Origin of the sequence: Streptomyces erythrochromogenes (genome assembly GCF_040684695.1) — a bacterium.
GTDB classification, from domain to species: Bacteria; Actinomycetota; Actinomycetes; order Streptomycetales; family Streptomycetaceae; genus Streptomyces; species Streptomyces erythrochromogenes_C.
In genome coordinates, this window is the sequence record NZ_JBFBGM010000044.1 from 1 (window position 1) to 20,796 (window position 20,796).

The 20,796-nt window shown below is 72.9% G+C and carries 12 protein-coding genes; 8 read left to right on the top strand and 4 right to left on the bottom strand.

Features of this window, described 5'->3' with window-relative positions:
• Positions 1-174 precede the first annotated feature (174 nt).
• Positions 175-1,056: an AraC family transcriptional regulator gene (locus AB0O53_RS36825; protein ID WP_365201456.1), complete on the bottom strand. Its 882-nt coding sequence runs from the start codon at positions 1,054-1,056 to the stop codon at positions 175-177.
• Between the two features lie 186 nt (positions 1,057-1,242).
• Between AB0O53_RS36825 and AB0O53_RS36830 the strand changes: the two genes are divergently transcribed.
• The 3 genes from AB0O53_RS36830 to AB0O53_RS36840 all read left to right on the top strand — a co-directional run bounded on the left by AB0O53_RS36830 (position 1,243) and on the right by AB0O53_RS36840 (position 4,254).
• Complete coding sequence (locus AB0O53_RS36830) at positions 1,243-2,358, top strand: serine hydrolase domain-containing protein (RefSeq protein ID WP_351001808.1); 1,116 nt, start codon at positions 1,243-1,245, stop codon at positions 2,356-2,358.
• A 165-nt stretch (positions 2,359-2,523) separates the two neighbouring features.
• Complete coding sequence (locus tag AB0O53_RS36835; protein ID WP_365201459.1) at positions 2,524-2,832, top strand: hypothetical protein; 309 nt, start codon at positions 2,524-2,526, stop codon at positions 2,830-2,832.
• A 165-nt stretch (positions 2,833-2,997) separates the two neighbouring features.
• Positions 2,998-4,254 (top strand): hypothetical protein, encoded by a 1,257-nt coding sequence (locus tag AB0O53_RS36840; protein ID WP_365201462.1) that lies wholly within the window; start codon positions 2,998-3,000, stop codon positions 4,252-4,254.
• A 97-nt stretch (positions 4,255-4,351) separates the two neighbouring features.
• On the opposite strand, the gene AB0O53_RS36845 is transcribed toward AB0O53_RS36840, so the two are convergent.
• On the bottom strand, positions 4,352-4,801 hold the full coding sequence (locus AB0O53_RS36845) for a hypothetical protein (protein WP_351001814.1): 450 nt from the start codon (positions 4,799-4,801) through the stop codon (positions 4,352-4,354).
• A 416-nt stretch (positions 4,802-5,217) separates the two neighbouring features.
• Between AB0O53_RS36845 and AB0O53_RS36850 the strand changes: the two genes are divergently transcribed.
• Complete coding sequence (locus AB0O53_RS36850; protein WP_351001816.1) at positions 5,218-6,507, top strand: YhgE/Pip domain-containing protein; 1,290 nt, start codon at positions 5,218-5,220, stop codon at positions 6,505-6,507.
• A 24-nt stretch (positions 6,508-6,531) separates the two neighbouring features.
• Here the strand turns inward: AB0O53_RS36850 and AB0O53_RS36855 are convergent, their stop codons facing one another.
• Together AB0O53_RS36855 and AB0O53_RS36860 are read right to left on the bottom strand one after the other, a co-directional pair.
• Positions 6,532-8,343 carry an FAD-binding dehydrogenase gene (locus AB0O53_RS36855; RefSeq protein WP_351001818.1) on the bottom strand — a complete coding sequence of 604 codons (1,812 nt, stop codon included), beginning with the start codon at positions 8,341-8,343 and terminating at the stop codon, positions 6,532-6,534.
• Positions 8,344-8,644: 301 nt separating this feature from the next.
• Positions 8,645-8,824 carry a hypothetical protein gene (locus tag AB0O53_RS36860; RefSeq protein WP_351001820.1) on the bottom strand — a complete coding sequence of 60 codons (180 nt, stop codon included), beginning with the start codon at positions 8,822-8,824 and terminating at the stop codon, positions 8,645-8,647.
• Positions 8,825-8,981: 157 nt separating this feature from the next.
• Between AB0O53_RS36860 and AB0O53_RS36865 the strand changes: the two genes are divergently transcribed.
• The 4 genes from AB0O53_RS36865 (at position 8,982) to AB0O53_RS36880 (ending at position 20,787) form a co-directional block, all read left to right on the top strand.
• Complete coding sequence (locus AB0O53_RS36865; RefSeq protein WP_365201466.1) at positions 8,982-11,282, top strand: NACHT domain-containing protein; 2,301 nt, start codon at positions 8,982-8,984, stop codon at positions 11,280-11,282.
• A 287-nt stretch (positions 11,283-11,569) separates the two neighbouring features.
• Positions 11,570-14,701, top strand: a complete 3,132-nt coding sequence (locus AB0O53_RS36870) for a non-ribosomal peptide synthetase (protein WP_365201469.1) — start codon at positions 11,570-11,572, stop codon at positions 14,699-14,701.
• A 9-nt stretch (positions 14,702-14,710) separates the two neighbouring features.
• Complete coding sequence (locus AB0O53_RS36875) at positions 14,711-17,335, top strand: beta-ketoacyl synthase N-terminal-like domain-containing protein (RefSeq protein WP_365201471.1); 2,625 nt, start codon at positions 14,711-14,713, stop codon at positions 17,333-17,335.
• Positions 17,332-20,787: a non-ribosomal peptide synthetase gene (locus AB0O53_RS36880; protein WP_365201474.1), complete on the top strand. Its 3,456-nt coding sequence runs from the start codon at positions 17,332-17,334 to the stop codon at positions 20,785-20,787. Before AB0O53_RS36875 ends, AB0O53_RS36880 begins: the two co-directional genes overlap by 4 nt.
• Positions 20,788-20,796: the final 9 nt, after the last annotated feature.

Consider the following 20,796-nt stretch of genomic DNA (forward strand, 5'->3'; position numbering starts at 1 on the left):
CGACGGGTGTGGTGGGGGTGGGTGCGGGTCCGGGGACGGGCGGGCGGGCGCCGAGGTGGTTGATGTACTCGATCACCCGTTTGAGACTAGTCGAGGCGCTGGGGATGCTCGCTGCGGTCGTCCGACGCGGTGTGCCGGGGGTCGGGGTGTCCCCGCGGCTGTGGTCGCCGGTGTTCAGCCTCCGGCGGAACCGATGCCGCGTTCGACGGGGATCCACAGTTGCGAGTCGGTCGCCGTTCCGGTCTCCACGGGCCGGGTGAGGAGGAGTTCGGGGCCCGGCCGGCCGGTGTAGGGGTTCGAGGGGAACCACTGCGTGAACACGTCGCGCCACAGTTCCTGGAGGGCGCTCGGGTAGGGGCCGTGGTTGTCGAAGACGGCCCAGGTGCCGGCCGGCACGTCGAGGGTGTCGAGGCCCTCCGCATGCGTTTCGGGGTCGGTGGCGACGCCCACCCAGTAGTCCACTTCGGCGCCTTCTTCGCGGCTGTCGGTGAGGTGCACCGCGGCGGAGAGGATCCCTGCCGGATCCGAACCGGCGAGCTCCTTCATCCGCGCGATGGCCGGCTCGTCGAGGCTTTCGACGTGCGCTGCGGCAGCCGTGTTGATTCCGTCGTGCACGAGCGGGACGGTGGCTTTCCTGCCGATGATCCGGAACCGTTCCTTCTCCAGGATCCGGTAGCGCATGCTCGTACTGCCTTCGACGATGAGGCGGAAGGACATGCGCGGCTGCGCGGTGAGTACCGCACCCGTGCGGCGGGCCTCGCCGGGCCCGATGCCGTGTACGGACCGGAACGCGCGGGCGAACGCCTCCCCCGAGCCGTATCCGTAGCGGACCGCGATGTCGAGGAGTGTCAGCCTCCCGGCCAGTACGTCGGCTCCGGCGAGCGTCATGCGCCGTCGCCGGACGTAGAGCGGGAGCGGCATTCCGGCGAGGGCGGAGAACAGCCGCCGGAAGTGGTACTCGGACACGGCGGCGATCCGGGCCACCTCGGCCATGTCGATGTCCTCGTCGAGGCGGGTCTCCAGGTGGTCGAGTGCCTGGTTGAGCCGTTCCAGCACGCCGGTGTCTCCCTTGTCTCGTGTGTCTCGTGACGTCCGCACCGCGGGGGACCGCCCAGCCTGCCATCGGCCGCGGGGCGCGGCCGCCCGGCGGCCGGGTGCCGGACCCGTGTCGTGGACGGCCCGACAAAGGTGGTGCGGGAAAGGTCGGGTGGGGACCCGGGGTGTCGCGCGAGGCTCGTGTGCATGATGGATATCGAGGGATGGTGCGACCCGCGGTTCGCCGCGGTCCGTGAGGTGCTCGCGGGTTTGCTGGGCACGTGTGATGTGGGCGCCTCGGCGGCCGTCTTCCTGGACGGCGAGCCGGTGGCCGACCTGTGGGGCGGGTACGCCGACGCGGACCGCTCGCGCGGGTGGGGGCGCGACACGCTGACCTGTGTGAACTCGACGAGCAAGAACATGACCGCGCTGTGCGCGCTGGTCCTGGCCGACCGGGGCGAGCTCGATCTGTCCGCGCCGGTCGCCGAGTACTGGCCCGAGTTCGCGGCGGCCGGCAAGGAGAAGGTGCTGGTGCGCCACGTGCTGTCGCACACCGCGGGACTGCCGGAGCCGTCGGGACGTGCGGCGGTCGAGGAACTGTACGACTGGGAGCGGATGACAGCGGGGCTGGCCGCGCAGGCCCCGGAGTGGGAGCCGGGGACGGACGCCGGCTATCACGCGCTCACCTTCGGATTCCTGGTCGGGGAGATCGTGCGCCGTGTCACCGGCCTCGGCCTGGGTGAGTTCTTCGCGGAGCAGGTGGCCGGGCCGCTGGGCGCGGACTTCCACTTCGGGCTGCCGACCGAGCAGGACCACCGTGTCGCGCCGCTCATCGCGCCGCCGTCGCTGACCGACGAGTTCGCCGCCGGTGCCCCGGTGGGGCCGGACGGCGTGCGGCGGGAGTACGGGGGTGCGGCGGTCCGGGTCAGGGACGTCAACTCCGTGGCCTGGCGGCGTGCGCAGATTCCGGCGGTGAACGGTTTCGGCAATGCCCGGTCGGTCGCCCTCGTGCAGTCGGTCCTGGCGAACCACGGGTCGGCCGGGGGCGTGCGGCTGCTGTCTTCCCGAGGATGCGAGCCCGCGTGGCAGGAGGTGTTCCGGGGCGACGACCGGGTGTTGCGGACACCCGTGTCGTGGACGGTGGGGTTCGGCGGGTTCGGCGGCACCTTCGGGTGGGGCGGATGGGGCGGCTCGCTGGTGGTGAGCGACCCCGGTGCGCGGATGACGGTCGCCTACGTGATGAATCAGATGATCGACCGGGACCGGCAGGAGGACAACCGCGGGATGGACATCGTCATGGCCGCCTACAGCGGACTCGGGTGACCGCCGGACTGCGCTGATTACCCGGCGGCGACGGCCGGGTGCCGGTGACGCTCAGGGCCTTCCGGCGTTGTGTCCGGAGGGATGGTCCGGCCGGCCGTGGGAGGTTCGGGTCCCGGTACCGGGGCATCCGTACGTTCTGGCCCAGCCGACCGACAGGAGACAGCAGTGACCACCTATGTCATCACCGTGCCCGGCACGTTCCTGAGGGACATCGACGATGCAACGCGTTCCGAGCTGACGAAGAGGCTCGCGTCGCACCACACCGGCCTGAGCGAGACGGAGGACGTGGAGCTCCTCACGGTCCACGAGGGCGGTACGTTCTCCGTCCGGCTCGAGGTCGACGCCCCCGACCGGGTGGCGGCCGAGGCCACCGCCGTCCGTCTGCTGGTCGCCGCCCTCGAACCGCTGGGCTTCTCGGAGAAGGACGCGCCGCTGGGGCCCTGCGCGGTGACGGGCATCGACGGTGAGTCCTGAGGCCGCTCGCATCCGTTCCGGGTGACCACCCCGTGCGCCGGCCGCCGCACGCACCGGTGCACTGCCGGCGAGCTGAGGGCCCCCGAGGGCGCCGCAGTCGGCGTGCACGGGTGGGGGCGGCCGGGGCGTGTGCGGTGGGGGTTGTGGGGTGGGTACCGTCGGGCCATGGTTTTCGGTGGTGTGGTCGATGGCGGTGGACAGCGGGGGCACGTGCTGCTGTTGGCGGGGGACGCGGCGGTGCGCCGCGGCGGCGTGCTGGTGGCCCCGGGTGTGAACGTGGCCGCGCTGGCGATGGTGCCCGCGAGTGTGTTGCTGGGGTGTGGGGCGCCGGCGGACATGGTGTGTCTGGAGGGGGTGCGTGATCCGAACACGGTCCTGGCGCGGTTGCGGGTCGCGGCGGGGGCGGCGGGTCCGTTGTTCGTGTACGTGTCGGGGCGGCTGACCGCCGATCGTCGGGGCCGGCGGTTGTACGTGGCGTTGGCGGGGACGACGGCGGGCAGCGTGCGGTACACGTCGTTGCCGTGGGAGTGGCTCGTCGGCGAATTGCGTGCGCGGTCCGCGGGTGTGGCCACGCTGGTGGTCGATCTGGTGGCGGACAGGGCGGCCTGGCCGCTGGTGGGGGAGTACGGGACGCTGCCGGGGTTGGCCGGGCTCGCGGGTGTGGAGGCGTTCGGGGTGGTGCGCGGGCCGGGGACACCGGCCGGGGACGGCACCTCAGGCGGGGTCAGCGGCTATACGCGGCAGTGGATCGATCAGCTCGGGCGTGCTCCGGTACGGCCGTCCAACGTGGAGGTGCACGTGCTGGCGGCGGGGTCGGCCGGGCTGGCGCCGGGCACGCTGGTGGTGCCGTCCGCGCGGGAACTGGAGATGCGCTCGGCGGCGGCACCCGTACACCCCCGTCCCGCCCCGGAGCCCGCGTCCGTGCCCGGACCCGTGCCGGTGGGCCGCGCAGCGGAGCCCGGACCCGGAGCCGCGGTGGCGGGGGATCCGCGGGCGCGTCTGCACGCGTTGGCGGTGGGTGGCCGTCACGGGGAGGCGGAGGCCGTGGCGAGGGCGTGGGAGCGGGAGGTGTCGGAGCGCTGGGGGCGGGTTTCGCCGGAGGCGGTCCAGTGCGCGGAGATCCGCGCGGACCTCGCGCGGATGGCGGGCGATTTCCTGTCGGCGACCCGGCTGTGGACGGGTGCGGGGCGGGCGCGGCTGCAGTGGCAGGGGGCCGACGCCGTCGAGGTCCGTGACGCCGCCGCCGGGGCTCTGTACTGCTGGACGCAGATCAGGGACCGGACCGGTGCGCTGGACGTGGGGCCGGAGCTGGTGGACCTGCTGAGGGTGCTGCCGCTGCTGGATCCCGATCACCTGCGGCTGGCCGAACTGCGGCTGGCGGCACTGCGCACTCCGGATCACTCCCGCGGCCTGCACGCCTGACCGGGCCGGTACGTCGGCGCAGTACCGGCCCGGCCCGGCCCGGCCAGGCCAGGCCCGCGCACGTGCGAGCGTCCGGCGGTCCCGGGCCTTGCGGTGCCTACCGTCCTCCGGTGGCGGGCGTGTCCTTGTACTGGTCGTTCATTCGGGTGAAGTCGGCGCGCAGCGCGTCGTCGTTCGCGACCTGCCCCTTGCCGGCCTGGACCATCGGGCCCTGCAGGGCGCTGCACTTGCCCGCGAGCCCGTCCAGGTACGTCTTCCAGGACTGGTAGAGCTCGCCCTGTGCGGCCGCGCTGTCCACGCCGGAGACCGCCGCACCCTTCTGGGCGGCCTCGAACGCGGTCTGCGCCTTCTTGATCCCCGATACGAGTTGCCCGACGTCGTTGCTCGCCCTGTTCCACACCGCCTGGTCGGACTTGAGGTCCTCGCTCCCACCGCCCCCGCCGCCCCCACTGCCGTCGGGTGCGGCGCTCGCGAGCCGCATCTGCGTTGCGGCGACCGTCCCTTCCTTGAGTCCGGCCCACTCCGCGTCGAAGGACGTGCTGCTCACCCGAGCCCCCGTAAGAATCTGCGATTGCAATGTTCGACGGCTCATCCTACGAGCCGGGCCGGCGGTGCCAACCCCTGCCCCGCTCCCGGTCCGACCGGCCCGGGGGAATGTCCTGGTTGGCGTCGATCGCGCCGCAGCCGTGCTCGGTACGCCGCGCGAAGTACGGTATGCAAAGCCCGAGTTGCGGTGCGGCCTCCCGCGGTGCCAGGTGCGCTGTGCCGAGGCGGCCGGGGCGTTCGGCAGTGCCGCGAACCGGATCCGGGGTGGGCTGTTCCGGTGGTCCCTCGGGCGGGTTCGGCGGTACTGCGCGAGGTGCGCGGCCGCCGTCACCGGTTCGGGGAGATGCTGGGGGCGCGTGCGGCGCGGCCGCCTCCCCTGTCGTTCGAGCCCGGCCCGCCGGGAAGCTACGGAGCCCGATGTCCCCGACCGTCGCCCCCGAAGCCACCGCAGCGGCCCTCGTGCGCCGCCCGCAACTGTGGCTGGTGCCCACGATCCTGACGGGGCTGCTGGCCCTGCTGCTGTCCCTCCTCTACATGGGCGGCATCGTCAACCCCGACGCGCAGCTGCGCAACCTCCCCATCGCCCTGGTCAACGAGGACACGGGCAAGCCGCCGCCGGGGCAGCCGCAGAACCTGGGTGCGCAGATCACCGCGTCCGTCGCCGCCGCCCCGGCGGGCGGGAAGGCCCAATGGCGACGGCTCAGTCTCGCTCAGGCGCGGGACCAGCTCGATTCCGGCAAGGTCTACGGCGCGCTGGTGGTCCCCGCCGGGTTCACCGATGCCGTCACGGCGCTGTCCACGGGCGCTGCCACCCGCCTGCCGACCCTGACCGTGCTCACCAACCCCGGCAAGGGCAGCCTCGGATCCTCGCTGGCCGGCCAGATCTCGACGCAGGCGGCCCACCGCGCGTCCCGGTCGATCGGCGAGCAGCTCACGGCGGCCGCCGGTGCCTCCGCCGCTCCCGCCACCCGGCTGCTGCTGGCCGATCCGGTGGACGTGGTGACCGAGGTCGGACATCCGATCGGTTCCCGCAGCGGGTTGGGCCTGACGGCCTTCTACTACACGCTGCTGCTGGTCCTGGCCGGTTTCATGGGCGGCAACGTCATCAGCAACGGGGTGGACACCGCCCTCGGCTACGCCGACAACGAGATCGGACCCTGGCACACGCGCCGTCCGACGGTGCCGATCAACCGTACGCAGACGCTGCTGCTGAAGATGCTGATGACGGCCGGCATCACGCTCGTCAGTACCACGCTGGTGATGGTGGCGTGCGTCGGCATCCTCGGGATGGACGCTTCCCACCTGCCGCTGCTGTGGGTCTACTCGTACTGCGCGGCGCTCGCCGTGGGACTGGGCGTGCAGGCCATCAACGCCGCCTTCGGCGGTATCGGGCAGCTCGTGTCGATGTTCGTGTTCATCGTGCTGGGACTGCCCTCGTCGGGTGCGACCGTACCGCTGCAGGCCGTTCCCGGCTTCTACCGGTTCCTGTCGCACTTCGAGCCGATGCGTCAGCTCAGTGACGGCGTACGGGCGATCCTCTACTTCGACGCGCGCGGCGATGCCGGTCTCACCCGCTCGTGGATCATGATCGCGCTCGGTACGGTGCTGGCGCTCGTCTTCGGCTTCGCGATGACCGCCTACTACGACCGCAAGGGCCTGGGGCGCCTCACGCCGCAGCCTCCCCGACCCCAGCCGGTCGAGGACTGACCGGCCGGGTCGGGTGAGGTGCGTTCACGCGCTCTCGGCCGCGGCCGCCCGCCCCGCCTGGCGGCCGGTGAACAGGCATCCGCCGAGGAACGTGCCCTCGAGCGAGCGGTAGCCGTGGACACCGCCGCCACCGAAGCCGGACACCTCGCCGGCGGCGTACAGGCCGGGCACCACCGCGCCGTCCGCGTTCAGGACCCGGCCGGACAGGTCGGTCTGGAGTCCGCCGAGGGTCTTGCGGCTGAGCAGGTTGAGCCGTACGGCGATCAGGGGCCCGGCCGCCGGGTCGAGGATCCGGTGCAGGTCCACCGTGCGCGAGAGGTCGTCCCCGACATAGGACAGGGAGTTGCGGATGCCCATGACCTGGGCGTCCTTGCCGAAGCGGTTGCTCACCTCGCGGTCGCGCGCGGTGATCTGCCGGGACAGCTCGGAGTGGTCGATCAGGTCGGTGCCGGTCAGCCTGTTCATGCCGGCGACCAGCTGCTCCAGGGTGTCCGCGACGACGAAGTCCTCTCCGTGGTCGAGGAACCTCTGCACCGGGACGGGAGTCTTGTTGAGCAGCCGGTTGGCGAGATAGGCGATCAGGTTCTTGCCGGTGAGCTCGGGGTTCTGCTCGGACCCCGACAGGGTGAACTCCTTCTTGATGATCCGCTGGTTGAGGACGAACCACGAGTAGTCGTACCCCGTGTCCTTGATCATCTTCAGGGTTCCGAGCGTGTCGTACCCGGGAACGGCGGGCGGGGCGAACCGCCGGCCCCTCGCGTCGAACCACAGCGAGGACGGCGCGGGCAGGATGCGGATCCCGTGGCCCGCCCAGACCGGGCTGTGGTTCTTCAGGCCCTCCGTGTAGTGCCACATCCTGTCCCGGTTGACCAAACGCCCGCCCGCACGTTCGGTGATGGCCAGCATGCGGCCGTCCACGTGGGCGGGTACGCCGGTCACCATGGTGCGCGGAGGCGCCCCCAGGCGGCTGGGCCAGTTCGCCCGGACCAGTCCCAGGTCGCCGCCGATCCCTCCCGACGTGACGATGACCATCGGGGCGCGCAGATCGAACGTCCCGACCGTCGTGCGCGAGCTCGCCGTGCCCCGGGCCGCCGCGCTCGGCTCCAGGACCGACCCGCGGACCCCTGTCACCGCCCCGCCGGTCGTGACCAGCTCGTCCACGCGATGCCGGAACCTGAACGTCACGAGGCCCTTGGCGGCAGCGGCCCGTACCCGCTTCTCGAACGGCTCCATCACCGCGGGTCCCGTTCCGAGCGTCACGTGGAAGCGGGGCACCGAGTTGCCGGGGCCGTCGGCCAGCATGCCTCCACGCTCCGCCCAGCCCACGACCGGCACCCAGGTCATCCCCATGCCCGCGAGCCAGGCGCGCTTCTCTCCGGCGGCGAACTCCAGGTAGGCGTCGGCCCACTTGCGTCCCCAGTGGTCCTCGCCCAGCCGGTCGTCCACACCGCGGTCCCAGCCGGCCGTTCCGTACCAGTCCTGACGGGCCAGTTCGAGCGAGTCCTTGATCCCGCACAGCCGCTGCTCCTGGGAGTCGACCATGAAGAGGCCGCCGAGGGACCAGTACGACTGGCCACCGAGGCTCGCCTCCGGCTCCTGGTCCAGCAGCACCACCCTGCGCCCCGCAGCCGCCAGTTCGCTCGTGGCCACCAGACCGGCGAGTCCGGCGCCGACGACGATGACGTCGGCGGCCGCCGACGCGGAGGCCGATGGCCCGGGCGCCGCGGCGGCCGGGGTGATTCCCGCGACGGCGGCGGCACCGGCGGTGGCCGCGCCGGCGGCGAACTGCAGTGTGCGTCGACGGCTCAGCGACGGGCCCTGCTCGGATTCCTGCACGGTCGAACTCCTCCAGGACGGTGGTATGTCATGGGCATGACATGTCTGCGACGTGCGTGTTCCGACGCGTGCAGGGCGGGAGACATCTGCGAAATCCCGCTACCGGATGCCGGGTTACCCGAAAGTAGTGACGAGGCGGTGACTCCGCAAGCCCCGGAACAGGACGCCACCAAGCCCGAGGTGCGGGCCGCTTCCCTGCCGCACGGTGCCGTCCAGCCGGTGTGGGCGCGGTACCGGGGCCGGTGGGACCCTGGAGGAATCCCACCGTCGCGGCTGCCGTGGACCACGACATTCCGCTGGATCAGCGCTGCTGGATCCACCAGATGATCCACCCGATCGCGGAGGCACCGCAGGCGGACGCCGCTCCGCGGACGACTCCGTGTCCGGCCGTGCGGGTCAGGGACCGCAAGGTCCGGCGTCGCCCGCCGCGGCGGCGCCGCGGCCGCCGCCGGTCATGCTCCCCGGTGGTGAAGATTTCCATGGCTCTCTCCCTCGTGCGTCCGCCGTCCGACAGGACAAAGAGAGCCTGGTCCAGGCGTGGTTCAGCGAGCACGCATTGCGCTGAACGGGGCGTCGGGCCAGGTCGGAACTGGTGAAATGGCGTTCAACGAAGGTTCGGACCGAACGGGGAGAGCTCCGTGGAGGACACGACGGCTCGTGAACGCCTCGCCGCGGAACTGCGACATCTGGTCGCCGCGGCGGGCCTGCCCCTGTCAGGCATCGCGGCGAGGGCGGAGACCCGGAAGCCGGTCGTCAAGCTGGGGAAGTCCAAGCTCAGCGGCTGGCTGTCCGGAACCTGTGTACCCGAGGCGGACGAGCCGTTCCGCCACCTCGTCCAGCTCCTCGAACCCCGGGCCCACGACCGCAGCGGCCTCCGGCCGAGGGGAGAGGGCTGGTGGCTCGGCCTGCGGCAGAAGGCCGCCGACGAGCGGAGCGCGGCCCGGGCGACGACGCCCGGGGCGAGTCGCGGCCGGTCGGCCCCGGCCCCGGAGCACCGGCCCGTGACCGTACGGCGGTCGCGACCGCGCCGGTCCGTACTCCTCGGCCTGGCGTCGTACTTCGCACGGGCCGTCGAGCGGGCCGGCGTGCCCCACTACCTGCCCACCGGGCTCGACCCGGTCGTCCTCGACCAGCCGCGTTTCGTCCGTCCGTCCGCGGGCAGGGGCCGTCGCGAGTCCTGGGAGAAGGCGACCGCCGCGCATCCGCGCATCGTGCTGCTCGCCGACGCCGGGCTGGGAAAGACCTGGCTGCTGCGCCTGCACGCCCGCCGGCTGGCCGAGGCCGCCCTCGTGGCGCCGGTCCCGCCCGGCGACCCCGGAGCGCCGCCCGTACCCGTCCTCCTGCGGTGCGGAGACCTGGCCTGCCGAACCGAGCTGCTGCTCACGGACGCCCTCGCCGGCCATCTCGCCGACCTGGGCGTCCTGGCGGCGGGCGACCGCGCGGAGGTGGAACGCGCGGCCGCCGACGGCCGGTTCGTCCTGCTCCTCGACGCCTACGACGAACTCCCCGGCCCGCAGGACCGCGCCCGGTGGTACGCCCTGCTGTCCACCGCCCCGCCCGCCCTGCCGATCGTGGTCGCCGGGAGGCGGGCGGGCCACCCCGGCCCGCCCCCCACCGCGGGCGGCCCGCAGTGGCAGGAGCTGGTCCTGGAGCCGTTCGACCGGGAGGCCGTGGTTGCGCTCGTGCGCTCATGGCCACTGACCTCCGCCGCCCGTGCTTCCGTTTTCGAGCGGGTCCGCACCCCGGGCCTGGGCGAGGTACCGCTGCTGCTGGCCCTGCTGTGCGCGCTGGCCGAGGAGATCACCGAAGGCGTGGCGGACGGGGCGCCGGACCTCCCGGCCGCCAAGGGCGAGCTCTACGAGCGGATGCTGCGCCGGTTCCTGGTCCACGAGCAACGCCCGCCCGCGGCCGAGGACATCGAGGCGGACCGTCTGCTGGACCTGCTCGGCCCGGTCGCCTTCCACTTCGCCCACCGGTCCGAGGGCGGCTGGAGGGACGTGATGCCGAGGGAGGAGGTACTGCGTGCGCTGCGGACCGCCGGGCCGGCCTTCACCGAGCTGCGACGGGACGCGGCCGGCGTACTGCGGACGCTGTCGGTGGAAGCGGGTGTGCTGCAGCCGCTGGGTGATCCCGGCGGCGGGCGCGCGCAGCCGTACCTCTTCCTCCACCGTTCTTTCGCCGAGTACCTGACGGCCCGGCACCTGACGGGGCTCCCGGAAGCGGAGGCCCTGGCCGCCCTGGACCAGCACCTCGCGGACGGCGGCCGCTGGGACGACACCCTCGCCATGCTGGGGCGTCTGGTGCTGCTCGGGCGCGGCCCCGCCCGCTTCGGACGGCTGCTGAGCCACCTGGCGGACCGGCCGGGCGGTGTGCTGCACGCGGTCCGCATGCTGGGGGAGGCCGGGGAGGCGGGCGGCGCCGTGCTGGAACCGGGCCTGGAAGGGCGGATGGTGGAGGTGTTCCGCCGGGCGGTGGCCGACGACACCGAGGCGGCCGCGCGGGCCGTCGCGACCTGCCGCGCGCTTCCGGACGCGCTGGTCGACGTACTGGCCGGGTATCTGGCCGAGCACGCGGCCGCCGACCTGGACGAGCACTACGGGCAGTACACCCGCCTGGTCCACCTCCCGCAGGACTCGGTCACCCGACTGCTCGGCAGGGTCGCGGCGAGCCGCGACCCCCTTGCGGCGATCTCCGCCGTCCGGCGTCTGGACCAGAGGCCCGGACCGCTGCCGCTGCGGACCCTGCTGAGCGTCCTGCGGGTACAGACGGAGACCGGACTGCACCCGAGCGTCTTCGCGACGCTGGCCAGGGCCCTGTGCGAGCGGGGGGAGCCGGCGTCCGTCGTCGCCGTGCTGGAGTCGGGGCCGGAGCCGCCGTCGGACGCGGCCGTACGTGCCGTGCTGGACGCCCTCGGCGTGGCCGGACCCGCCGGGTCGTGACGCCCTGACCCGGGCGCCCACCGAAGTGCCGTCCTCCGCCGTCCCCGAGCTCTATGGAAATGGCTCGCTTTTCGGCCATGAGGCACGACGGTGCCGGGGGTCGTGGGGCATCAGTCCACACGCGGCTTACCGGCCGTTCCGGCTGAAGCCGGAGCAGCGATTTCCAGTCGCGGGACCAAAATTTCATTGACGTGTACAGCGATAACGACCCAAGATCGTTGGCGTCTTTACTGATGTGCGCCCGCGATTCCCGAACCTGGACTCGTAGGCGCGGCTACGGGGGAAACATGCCTGCCTTCGCGGGGCGCCGAGTGCTGCCCTTGACGCGTCAACAACGAGCCATGTGGGCGGCGCAGCGGCTGGGTGCCGGCGATGCCTACAACATTCCGGTCGTCCACCGGCTGGTCGGCCCGCTGGACGAGGCCGCTCTGGACCGGGCCCTGTGCCTGCTTGTCGCCCGCCATCCCGTGTTGCGCTCACGCCCCGACGCACAAGGCGTGTTATCGCAGGTCAGCGACGATATACCGGACCGCTTACTGCGAGTGCACCAGGTTCCGGGCCAGGACGGGTACGCCTGCGCGGCCGAGGTGGCCCGTACACCCTTCGATGCCGACGCTCCGTTACGGCTGCGCGCGGACCTCTTCCGCAGTGGTCCGCAGGAGGCCGTCCTGCTGTTGCTGCTGGACCACATCGCCGTGGACGCGCCATCCGTGGGGTTGCTCCTGAACGACGTGTCCGCCTTCTGCTCCGCCCCCGCGGACCGTGGCGCGGGAGCGCTCGACGACGGCGAACAGGACGGGTATTTCGCGTATGCGATCGCGCAGAAGGGCTATGAAGAGTCGTCCGAAGGCGGCCAGGACCAGGCTTTCTGGGCCGATTACCTGCGAGGCGTGACCACCGCGCCGACAGCGCCCGAGCGCTCGGCCGAAGGCGGGTCGGACCCGCGCACCTCCTCGGTCGGGGTACCGCTGCCGGAGGACTTCCGCCACCGCTGCGAGCAACGGGGGATCACGCCGTTCGCCGCCCTGCTCGGTGCCTACTCGCTCACCCTGCAGCACTACTTCCGCACCGATGACATCGTTATCGGATACCCGGCCGTCGACTGGCGTCGCTCCCAGTACCCGCACACGGTCGGGCTGTACTCCGAGATGCTCCCCTTCCGCCCGCCCGCCCGGCAGGACAGGACCGCGGACGCGTACATCGACGAGGTCCAGGACTCGGTGCTCGACTGCCTGGCCCATCAGGGTGGTTCGCTCACGAAGGCGTGGGCGGCCGTACGCAGCGGGACGCAGTCCGTCTCGGCCTCGGTGTTCCCCGCCCTCATGTCCTTCAACGAGGCGAGCGCCGACGAACGACTGCGCCTGCCGGGCGTGGAGGCGCGGCGCGTCCCCATGGTTCCGCGCGACGGCAAGGCGGGCCTGCTGCTGTCCGTCAACGCCGAGGGCGCCGGCTTCACGGGCCGGCTGGACTTCGTACGGGACCAGTACCCCGCCCACACCGCCCGGAGCATCGCCCTCGCCGTCGGGACCGTACTCGAACAAGTGCTGACCACCCCCGGTCCCCCCGTGCTCCGCGTCGCGCTGGCCGGCGAGGAGGATCGGACGGGTGCGGCCGCGCAGGGCGGCCCGGAGCCGGACGCCCCGTCCCCACCGCTGGTGGTCGCGGCCTTCGCGGAGCAGGTGGCGGCCAGGCCCGGAGCCACCGCCCTCATCGAGGGCGAGAGCACCGTGACCTACCAGGACCTGGACGACGACAGCCGTCGCCTGGCCGCACGGATCGCCGCGCTGGGACTGCCCGAGCGAAGCACCGTGGCTCTCTGCCTGCCGCGGTCCGCCGCGTTCGTCGTCGCCGCCCTGGCCGTGCTCCGCGCCGGCATGGCCTACCTGCCGGTCGACATGGCCCAGCCGCCCCGGAGGCGCTCCTTCGTCATCAACGACGCGGGCGCCGCCGCCGTCCTCGTCGACGACGCCCCGGCGGCGGAACAACTGACGACGGACCTGCCGATCCTCGACATCGCCGGACCGACCCGCGTCACGGACGCGGCCGCCTTCACCGATGCGCCGGTCGAGGGGACGCAACCGGCCTACCTCATCACCACCTCCGGTACCACCGGCCTGCCCAAGGCCGTTGTGGTTCCCCACCGGGCCATCGCCAACAACCTGGCATGGAAACGGCGCGCGTTCGGCCTGGGTCCCCAGGACCGCTTCTACTTCAAGACACCCCCCGTGTTCGACGCCTCGGTGTGGGAGTATCTGGTTCCGCTGACCATCGGCGCGTCTTTGGTGATCGCCGGGTCCGACACGCACCGGGACCCCGCCGCCCTCCTCGCGGACATGCGCCGGTACGACGTCACGGTCGCCCAGTTCGTACCGACACTGCTCAAGGCCCTTCCCGGTGAGGAGGGCCTGCGCGGATGCCCCTCACTGCGCTGGCTGTTCTGCGGCGGTGAGCAGCTCGACCGCGCCGTGGTGCGGATGGTGCAGCGCACGAGCACGGCCCAGGTCGTCAACCTCTACGGCCCCACCGAGGCGACCATCGACGCGACGTACCACGTGTGCGGGGCCGACGACGACACCAGTGCCTTCATGCCGATCGGCCGCCCGGTGGACGGCGCGCACACGTACGTGCTGGGCGACGGCGGCCAGATCCTGCCCCCCGGGTTCACCGGCGAACTGCACCTCGGCGGCATCGTCCTCGCCGACGGGTACGTCAACCGCGAAAAGCTGACGGCGGAGAGGTTCGTCGCACCGCCGCCCGAGCGGCACCCCGGCGGGGCGACGACGAGGCTCTACCGCACCGGCGACCTGGTACGCGGGCGTGCCGACGGAGCCCTGGAGTTCATCGGACGGGAGGACGGCCAGGTCAAGATCCGCGGCCTGCGCGTCGACCTCGACGGCATCAGCAGCGTGCTGCGGGAGCACGGCGACGTGAAGGACGCCCTGGTGGTGGTGCATCCCCGCCGCGAGGACACGCTGGTGGCGTACGTCGTCGCCCCGGACGGCACGACGACCGAGGACCTCCTCGGCCACATGGCCGACCGCCTTCCCGCCGAACAACTGCCCGCGTACGTCGTGCGGCTGGACGAACTGCCGGTCACGGCGACGGGCAAGGCCGACGCCCGGGCCCTGCCGGTGCCGGAGGCCGGACAGGACACCGACGCGCTCACCGCACCGCGCACCGCCCTGGAAGAGCGGCTCACCGCGCTGTGGGCAGGCGCCCTCGGCGTCCCGCCGGAGCGCGTGCCGAGGACGGTGAGCCTCTTCGAACTGGGCGGCAGCTCGCTGACCCTCATCCAGCTGCACCGCCGGATCAGAACGGAACTGGCGGTGGACGTGCCCGTCACCGACCTGTTCAAGTACCCGACCGTATCGGCCCTCGCCGAGGCCCTCGGCCGCCGTGTCCGCACACCGCAGAACTAGGGGAGCCCCGTGAGCGTGCAGAACTCGAACGCCGCCAACGCCGCCATTGCCGTGATCGGCATGGCATGTCGCCTGCCCGGAGCCCGGGACGTCGGCCGCTACTGGTCGAACCTCATGGAGGGATCCGATTTCCTGGCCCCGCTCGACGCGTCCGCCCTCCGGGCCAAGGGCGTCCCGCGGGACCGGTACGCCCGCGAGGGACACGTCGCGGTCTCCGGCGCCGTCGACGGCGTCGAGGACTTCGACTCCTCCTTCTTCGGCATCGCGCCTGCCGAGGCCGATGCGATGGATCCCCAGCACCGGCTGTTCCTCGAGGAAGCCGTCCACGCCCTGGAGGACGCGGGCTGGGCGGGCCGCGCCGCGGGAGGACGCGTCGGGGTCTTCTGCGGCAGCGGCGAGAACCGGTACGGCCGGCTGCTCCCGGCCCCCGAGGAGGGGGCGGGCAGCCACCGCAGGATGTCGGACGCCCCGGCCATGCTGCCGCTCCGGGTCTCCTACCACCTCGACCTGCGCGGCCCGAGCGTCTTCGTGAACACCCTGTGCTCCACCGGGCTGACCGCGGTGCACCTGGCCCGCCAGAGCCTCCTGGCCGGTGACTGCGACATCGCCCTGGCCGGCGCGGTGTCCCTGCAGCTGCCGCACGAGCACGGATACCTCGCCGGGGAGAGCGCGGTCCTGTCCCCGGACGGCGCGCTGCGCCCCTTCGACAGCGCCGCGAACGGCACCGTGCCCGGCAGCGGGGTCGGCATCGTCGTCCTCAGGCCGCTCGCCGACGCGCTCAGGGACGGGGACCGCGTCCACGCGGTGCTGCACGGGACGGCCGTCAACAACGACGGCTCCGACCGCCAGAGCTTCGCCGCGCCCAGCGTCGCCGGCCAGCGCGACGTCATCCTCGCGGCCGTCGCCGACGCCGGAGTGGACCCCCGGGCCATCGGCTACGTGGAGGCGCACGGCACCGGTACGCCCCTGGGCGACCCGGTCGAACTCGCCGCCCTGCGCGAGGCACGCGAACGGCTCGGCGTCGACACCCCGTGCGCCATCGGCGCCGTGAAGTCGTCCATCGGCCACCTGGACACGGCCGCGGGCATGGCCGGACTCATCAAGGCCGTCCTCAGCGTGCGCGAAGGCGTCATCCCGGCGACCGCCCACCACCGCGAGCTCCTCCCGTCGGCCGGCATCGAGGGCAGCGGACTGTACGTCAACACCCGGCTGCGGGCCTGGCCCGACAACGGGCAGCCGCGGTGCGCCGGCGTGTCCGCGCTCGGCGTCGGCGGCACCAACGCCCACGTGGTGGTCGGCCACCACGCCGCAGCACCCGGACCGAGGCCCACCGACGGCGCCACCCCCGAGGTGTTCCCGGTCTCCGCCCGCTCGGCCGACGCCTTCCACGAACTGCGCGGGAACCTCGCCGATGCCCTGACCGCCGCGGGCGGGACGGCGTCCGCGGACGTCGCCCGCACCCTCCAGGACGGTCGTATGCCGCGCGAACTGCGGCGCGCGTGGGTCGCAGCCTCGCTCCCCGAGGCCGCGGCGCTGCTGAAGGACGAGGCGGCCCCGGTCACCGCCGGACCCCTCGAAGTGTCGCTCGATCTCGGCTCCGCCGTACGCCCCGGGCCGTCCTTGACCGACCGGATCCCCGCGCTCTCCACGGCCCAGGCCCGCCCCGACGCGACCGAGCGTGCCTTCCTGACGGGGTACGCGGCACTGGAAGAACTGGCGGCCCTCGGTGTGCGGGTCGCGACCCTCACCGCACGCGGCGCGGGGGAGTACCTGGCTGCGGCCCACGCCGGTGCGCTGGACCGCGAGGTCGCCCTGCGCTGCGCCGTACGGCACGAGGCCGTCCGGGCCGTCGTCCGCGACGGCGGCGACCTGAGCGCGTGCGAAACCCATCTGGCCGCCATGGAAGACGACCTGCGGGCCCACCCGCCCACCCGTCCGGAGAGCGCACTGCGCTCCCTCAGCCTGGGTGAGACGGTTCCCGCGGGAACCGAGCTGTCCGTCGACCACTTCCTGGACGTGGCCCAGTCCGCCGTCATGGACGGCGGACCCGGCGCTGCGCCGAGTGACGCCGCGGACCTCATGGAGGCGCTGGCGTCCTGGCAGGACTGGCTGGAGCTGGCGGCGCGGTGCTGGGAACGCGGAGCAGACCTCGACTGGGGCCGGCTGCGCGCCGGGTCCGCCCACGTGGTCGCCCTGCCCGGCTACCCCTTCCACCCGCGGCGGCACTGGGCGATCACGATCCCGGACGGCGCCGCAGCCCACCCGGACCCCGCAACCGGGGCGAAGCCCGAGCCCGAGCCCGCGCCCGTACCCGCGCCCGCTCCCGTGCCCGCCGAGGGTTCGCAGGACGTCGTCGCCGTCGTCATGGACACCTGGCGCTCCGTGCTCGGCGAGGACGACATCGCACCCGACTCCGACTTCTTCGCCCTGGGCGGGCATTCACTGGTGGCCGCCCAGATCGTGGCCCGCCTGCGGGAACGCTTCGGCGTGAGCGTCTCCGTCGGCGACCTCCTGGACGCCGAGACACCCGAGGCCATGGCCGCGCTCGTGCGCGAGCAGCAGACGTCCGCCGCGCTCTACAGCGCACTGACCGCACCGCACAGTGCCGACTCGACAGGGAGCTTCGAGCTGTGACGACCACGACCGGGATCCTCCGAAACCTCGCTGACCTGGGCATACGCCTGGAGGAACGGGACGGCAGGCTCTCCGTCACCGGCCCCACCGCCGCGCTGACCGACGAGCTGAAGCAGACACTGCGCGACCACCGGGACGCCATTCTGCAGTTCCTGAGGGAACAGCGCCGCGAGGACACCGAACGCGCGACGCGGGTCACCCGCGCCGACCGCTCGGGCCGCATCCCCGCCTCCCGGGCACAGCAGCAGATGTGGCTGAGCGAGCAACTCGCCGCCGACGGCCCGCCGGTCTACAACATGTACTTCGCCCTCGAACTGCACGGAGACCTCGACGTCGCGGCCCTGCGCGGTGCGGTCGGTGAACTCGTCGACCGGCACGAGATCCTGCGCACGGCGCTCACCGAGAGCGACGGCGCGCTGGTCCAGACGATCGCACCGCACTGCCCCGTCCCGTTCCACGAGCACGTGGCCGCCCCGGACGCGGCGCACGCCCTGGTGAGCACCCTCGTCTCGCACCGCTTCGACCTGGCCCGGGCCCCACTGAGCCGGTTCGACCTGATCAGCACGGGCCCCGGGCAGTGGATCCTCCTCGTCGTCCAGCACCACGCCGTCTCGGACGGATGGTCGACGGGCATCCTCAAACGGGAACTCGCGGAGCTGTACCGGGCCCGGCTGGCCGGCCGCGACGCCGAACTCGCCGACCTGCCCCTGCAGTACGCGGACTTCGCCCACTGGGAAGAGCGCTGGCTGGCCGGCCCGGCGGCCGAACGGCAGCGCGACTTCTGGCGCCGAACCCTGGCAGACCCGCCCCCCGCACTCGACCTCATGCCCGGCCGGGGACACGGAGCGGCCGCCGGATTCGGCGGATCGGCCCTGGACATCCGGTACGACGAGAAGCTGCTGGACCGGGTCCGGACCCTGAGCGCCGAGACCGGAACCACCCCCTTCACCGTACTGGTCTCGGCGTACGCCCTGCTGCTCGCACGCCTGTCGCGCACCGAGGACGTCGTGGTGGGCACCCCTTCGGCGAACCGTCCGCACGCGGACCTGGAACGTGCCATGGGGCTCTTCTTCAACCTCGTCCCGGTACGGACGCGGGTGGACGAGGAGATGAGCACCCGCGCGTACCTGGCAGCGGCCAGAAGCGCCGTGCACGATGCCTTCGCCTACCGGGAACTCCCCTTCGAACAGGTCGTCCAGGCCGTCGCCCCGCGGCGCGAGGGCGCGCACACCCCGCTCTTCCAGACCGTGTTCCTCTTCCAGACGTTCCCCGACACCGAGTTCGACCTGCCGGGCGTGCGCAGCACCCCCGTGGACGTACCGACGTACTCCACCCAGTACGACGTCATGTTCCGCCTCGCCCAGCACGAGGACGGCCTCCGCGGGCTGCTGACCTACAACCACCGGCAGTTCACCGAGGACGAGGCCCGGCGGTTCGTCGACGCCTATCGCAGCCTGCTCGACGACATGTGCCGCGAGCCGGACCGCCCCCTGGCCGAACTGGGGCTCCTCGACGCCGGGAGCGCCGACCTGATCGACGGGTGGAACGCCGCGACCGCCCGACCGGTGCCGGACCGTCCGATCCACGAGGACATCCTGGCGCGGCTGGCCGAGGCACCGCAGCAACCGGCCCTGACGTTCCGCGGCGCCACCCTGACCCGCGACGACCTGGCGCGCCGGGCCGCGTCCGCCGCGACCGGGCTGCGGGCGGCGGGCCTGCGGCCCGGCGACCGCGTGGGCATCCTCATGCCGCGCACCCCCGAACTGGTGGCGGTCCTGCTCGGCGCGATGTCCGCGGGGCTGGTGTACGTGCCGCTGGACGGTTCGGCACCGGCCCCCCGTCTCGAGGCGATGGTGCGGGCGGCGGACTGCGCCGCGCTCGTCACCGACGACACCTACCGCGAGGTCTGCCCGGCCTTCGGCGGCCCCCGCCTCGCCGCGTCCGAGCTGCTCGACACGGTGGCCGGCGACCCGCCGCCCCGTTCACCGGCCGGCTCGGCGTACGTCATCTTCACGTCGGGCTCGACCGGCGTGCCGAAGGGCGTCGAGATCACCCACGCCAACCTCGCCAACCTCTTCCGGGCCCTCGACGACGTCGTCCGCCCCGATGGCGCCACCACGTGGCTGTCCGTCACCGCGGTCACCTTCGACATCGCCGTCGTCGAGCTGCTCTGGACGCTGGCCCGCGGCATTCCGGTCGTGCTCGCCGAGAACCTGGAGACCCTGCGCCGGTCCACGGGCGGTGCCGACCCGGCCGAACCCACGACCGTCCCCGACCTGATCCTGGCCTCCGGAGCCACCGCGATGCAGGCCACCCCCACCTTCCTGCGCACCGTGCTCACGCTGCCCCGCGCCGCCGAGGCCCTCGCCGCGCTGCGGATCCTGATGGTCGGCGGCGAGCCGCTCGACCTCACGCTGGCGCGCCGACTGAAGGCACTCGGCATCCCCCGAGTGGTCAACATGTACGGCCCCACCGAGACCACGGTCTGGTCCAGTTCCTGGGAGCTGCCCGAGACCCCCGAACGCGTCCTCGTCGGCCGGCCGCTGGCCAACACCGCCCTGTACGTCACCGACGCCCGGCTCAACGCCCTGCCGGTCGGCATGTACGGCGAACTGGTCATCGGCGGCGCCGGAGTGGCACGCGGCTACGTCGGCCGGCCGGAGCTCACCTCCGAGCGGTTCCCACTGCGCCCCCAGCTCCATGCGGACGGCCCGGTGTACCGCACCGGAGACCTGGCCCGGCTGCTGCCGGACGGCACGGTGGAACTGGCCGGCCGCCTGGACAACCAGATCAAGCTCCGGGGACACCGGATCGAGCTGGAGGACGTCGAGCAGGCCGTCAACGCCGTCCCCGGCGTCACCCAGTGCGCGGTGGTGCTGCAGGAGGACGGCGGGCACCAGGTGCTCGTCGCCCACTACGTGCCCCGGCCCGGCGCCGGGCTCGACGAGGCGACCCTGCGGTCGGCCGTCTCCGAGCGGCTTCCGGCCGCCATGGTCCCGTCGGCGTTCGCCGCGATCGCCCGGCTGCCCACCACCAGCGGCGGCAAGGTCGCACGTACCGCGCTGCCGGTCGTGCTGCTGCACCGCCCCGACGACGACGCCACCGCAGAGCCCGCCCACGTACTGGAGCAGCGGCTGCTGGACATCTGGAACCGAGTCCTCGGCACCGACGGCCTGAGGGTCACCGACGACTTCTTCGAAGTCGGCGGCTCCTCCCTGCTCGTCGTGCAGCTGCTGGCAGAGGTGCGCGAGCACGTCCGTCCCGACGCACGCGTCACGGACTTCTTCGGCTTCCCCAGCGTGCGCGCGTACGCCGCCCACATCGCCGACCGCGGGCAGGACGCGTCCGACGCCGTCCCGCAGCACCGCGTGCCCGCCGACGCGGCCGGTGCCGGCGGCCGACGGCAGCGCATGCGACAGGCGGCGCAGCGCCGCCGGGAGCGCACCGGCTGATCCACCGCC

Bases quoted from the DNA above. Each gene is read 5' to 3' on its own strand.
- AB0O53_RS36840 (WP_365201462.1), top strand. From the start codon at position 2,998: ATGGTTTTCGGTGGTGTGGTCGATGGCGGTGGACAGCGGGGGCACGTG.
- AB0O53_RS36850 (WP_351001816.1), top strand. From the start codon at position 5,218: ATGTCCCCGACCGTCGCCCCCGAAGCCACCGCAGCGGCCCTCGTGCGC.
- AB0O53_RS36830 (WP_351001808.1), top strand. From the start codon at position 1,243: ATGATGGATATCGAGGGATGGTGCGACCCGCGGTTCGCCGCGGTCCGT.
- AB0O53_RS36860 (WP_351001820.1), bottom strand. From the start codon at position 8,824: ATGGAAATCTTCACCACCGGGGAGCATGACCGGCGGCGGCCGCGGCGC.
- AB0O53_RS36870 (WP_365201469.1), top strand. From the start codon at position 11,570: ATGCCTGCCTTCGCGGGGCGCCGAGTGCTGCCCTTGACGCGTCAACAA.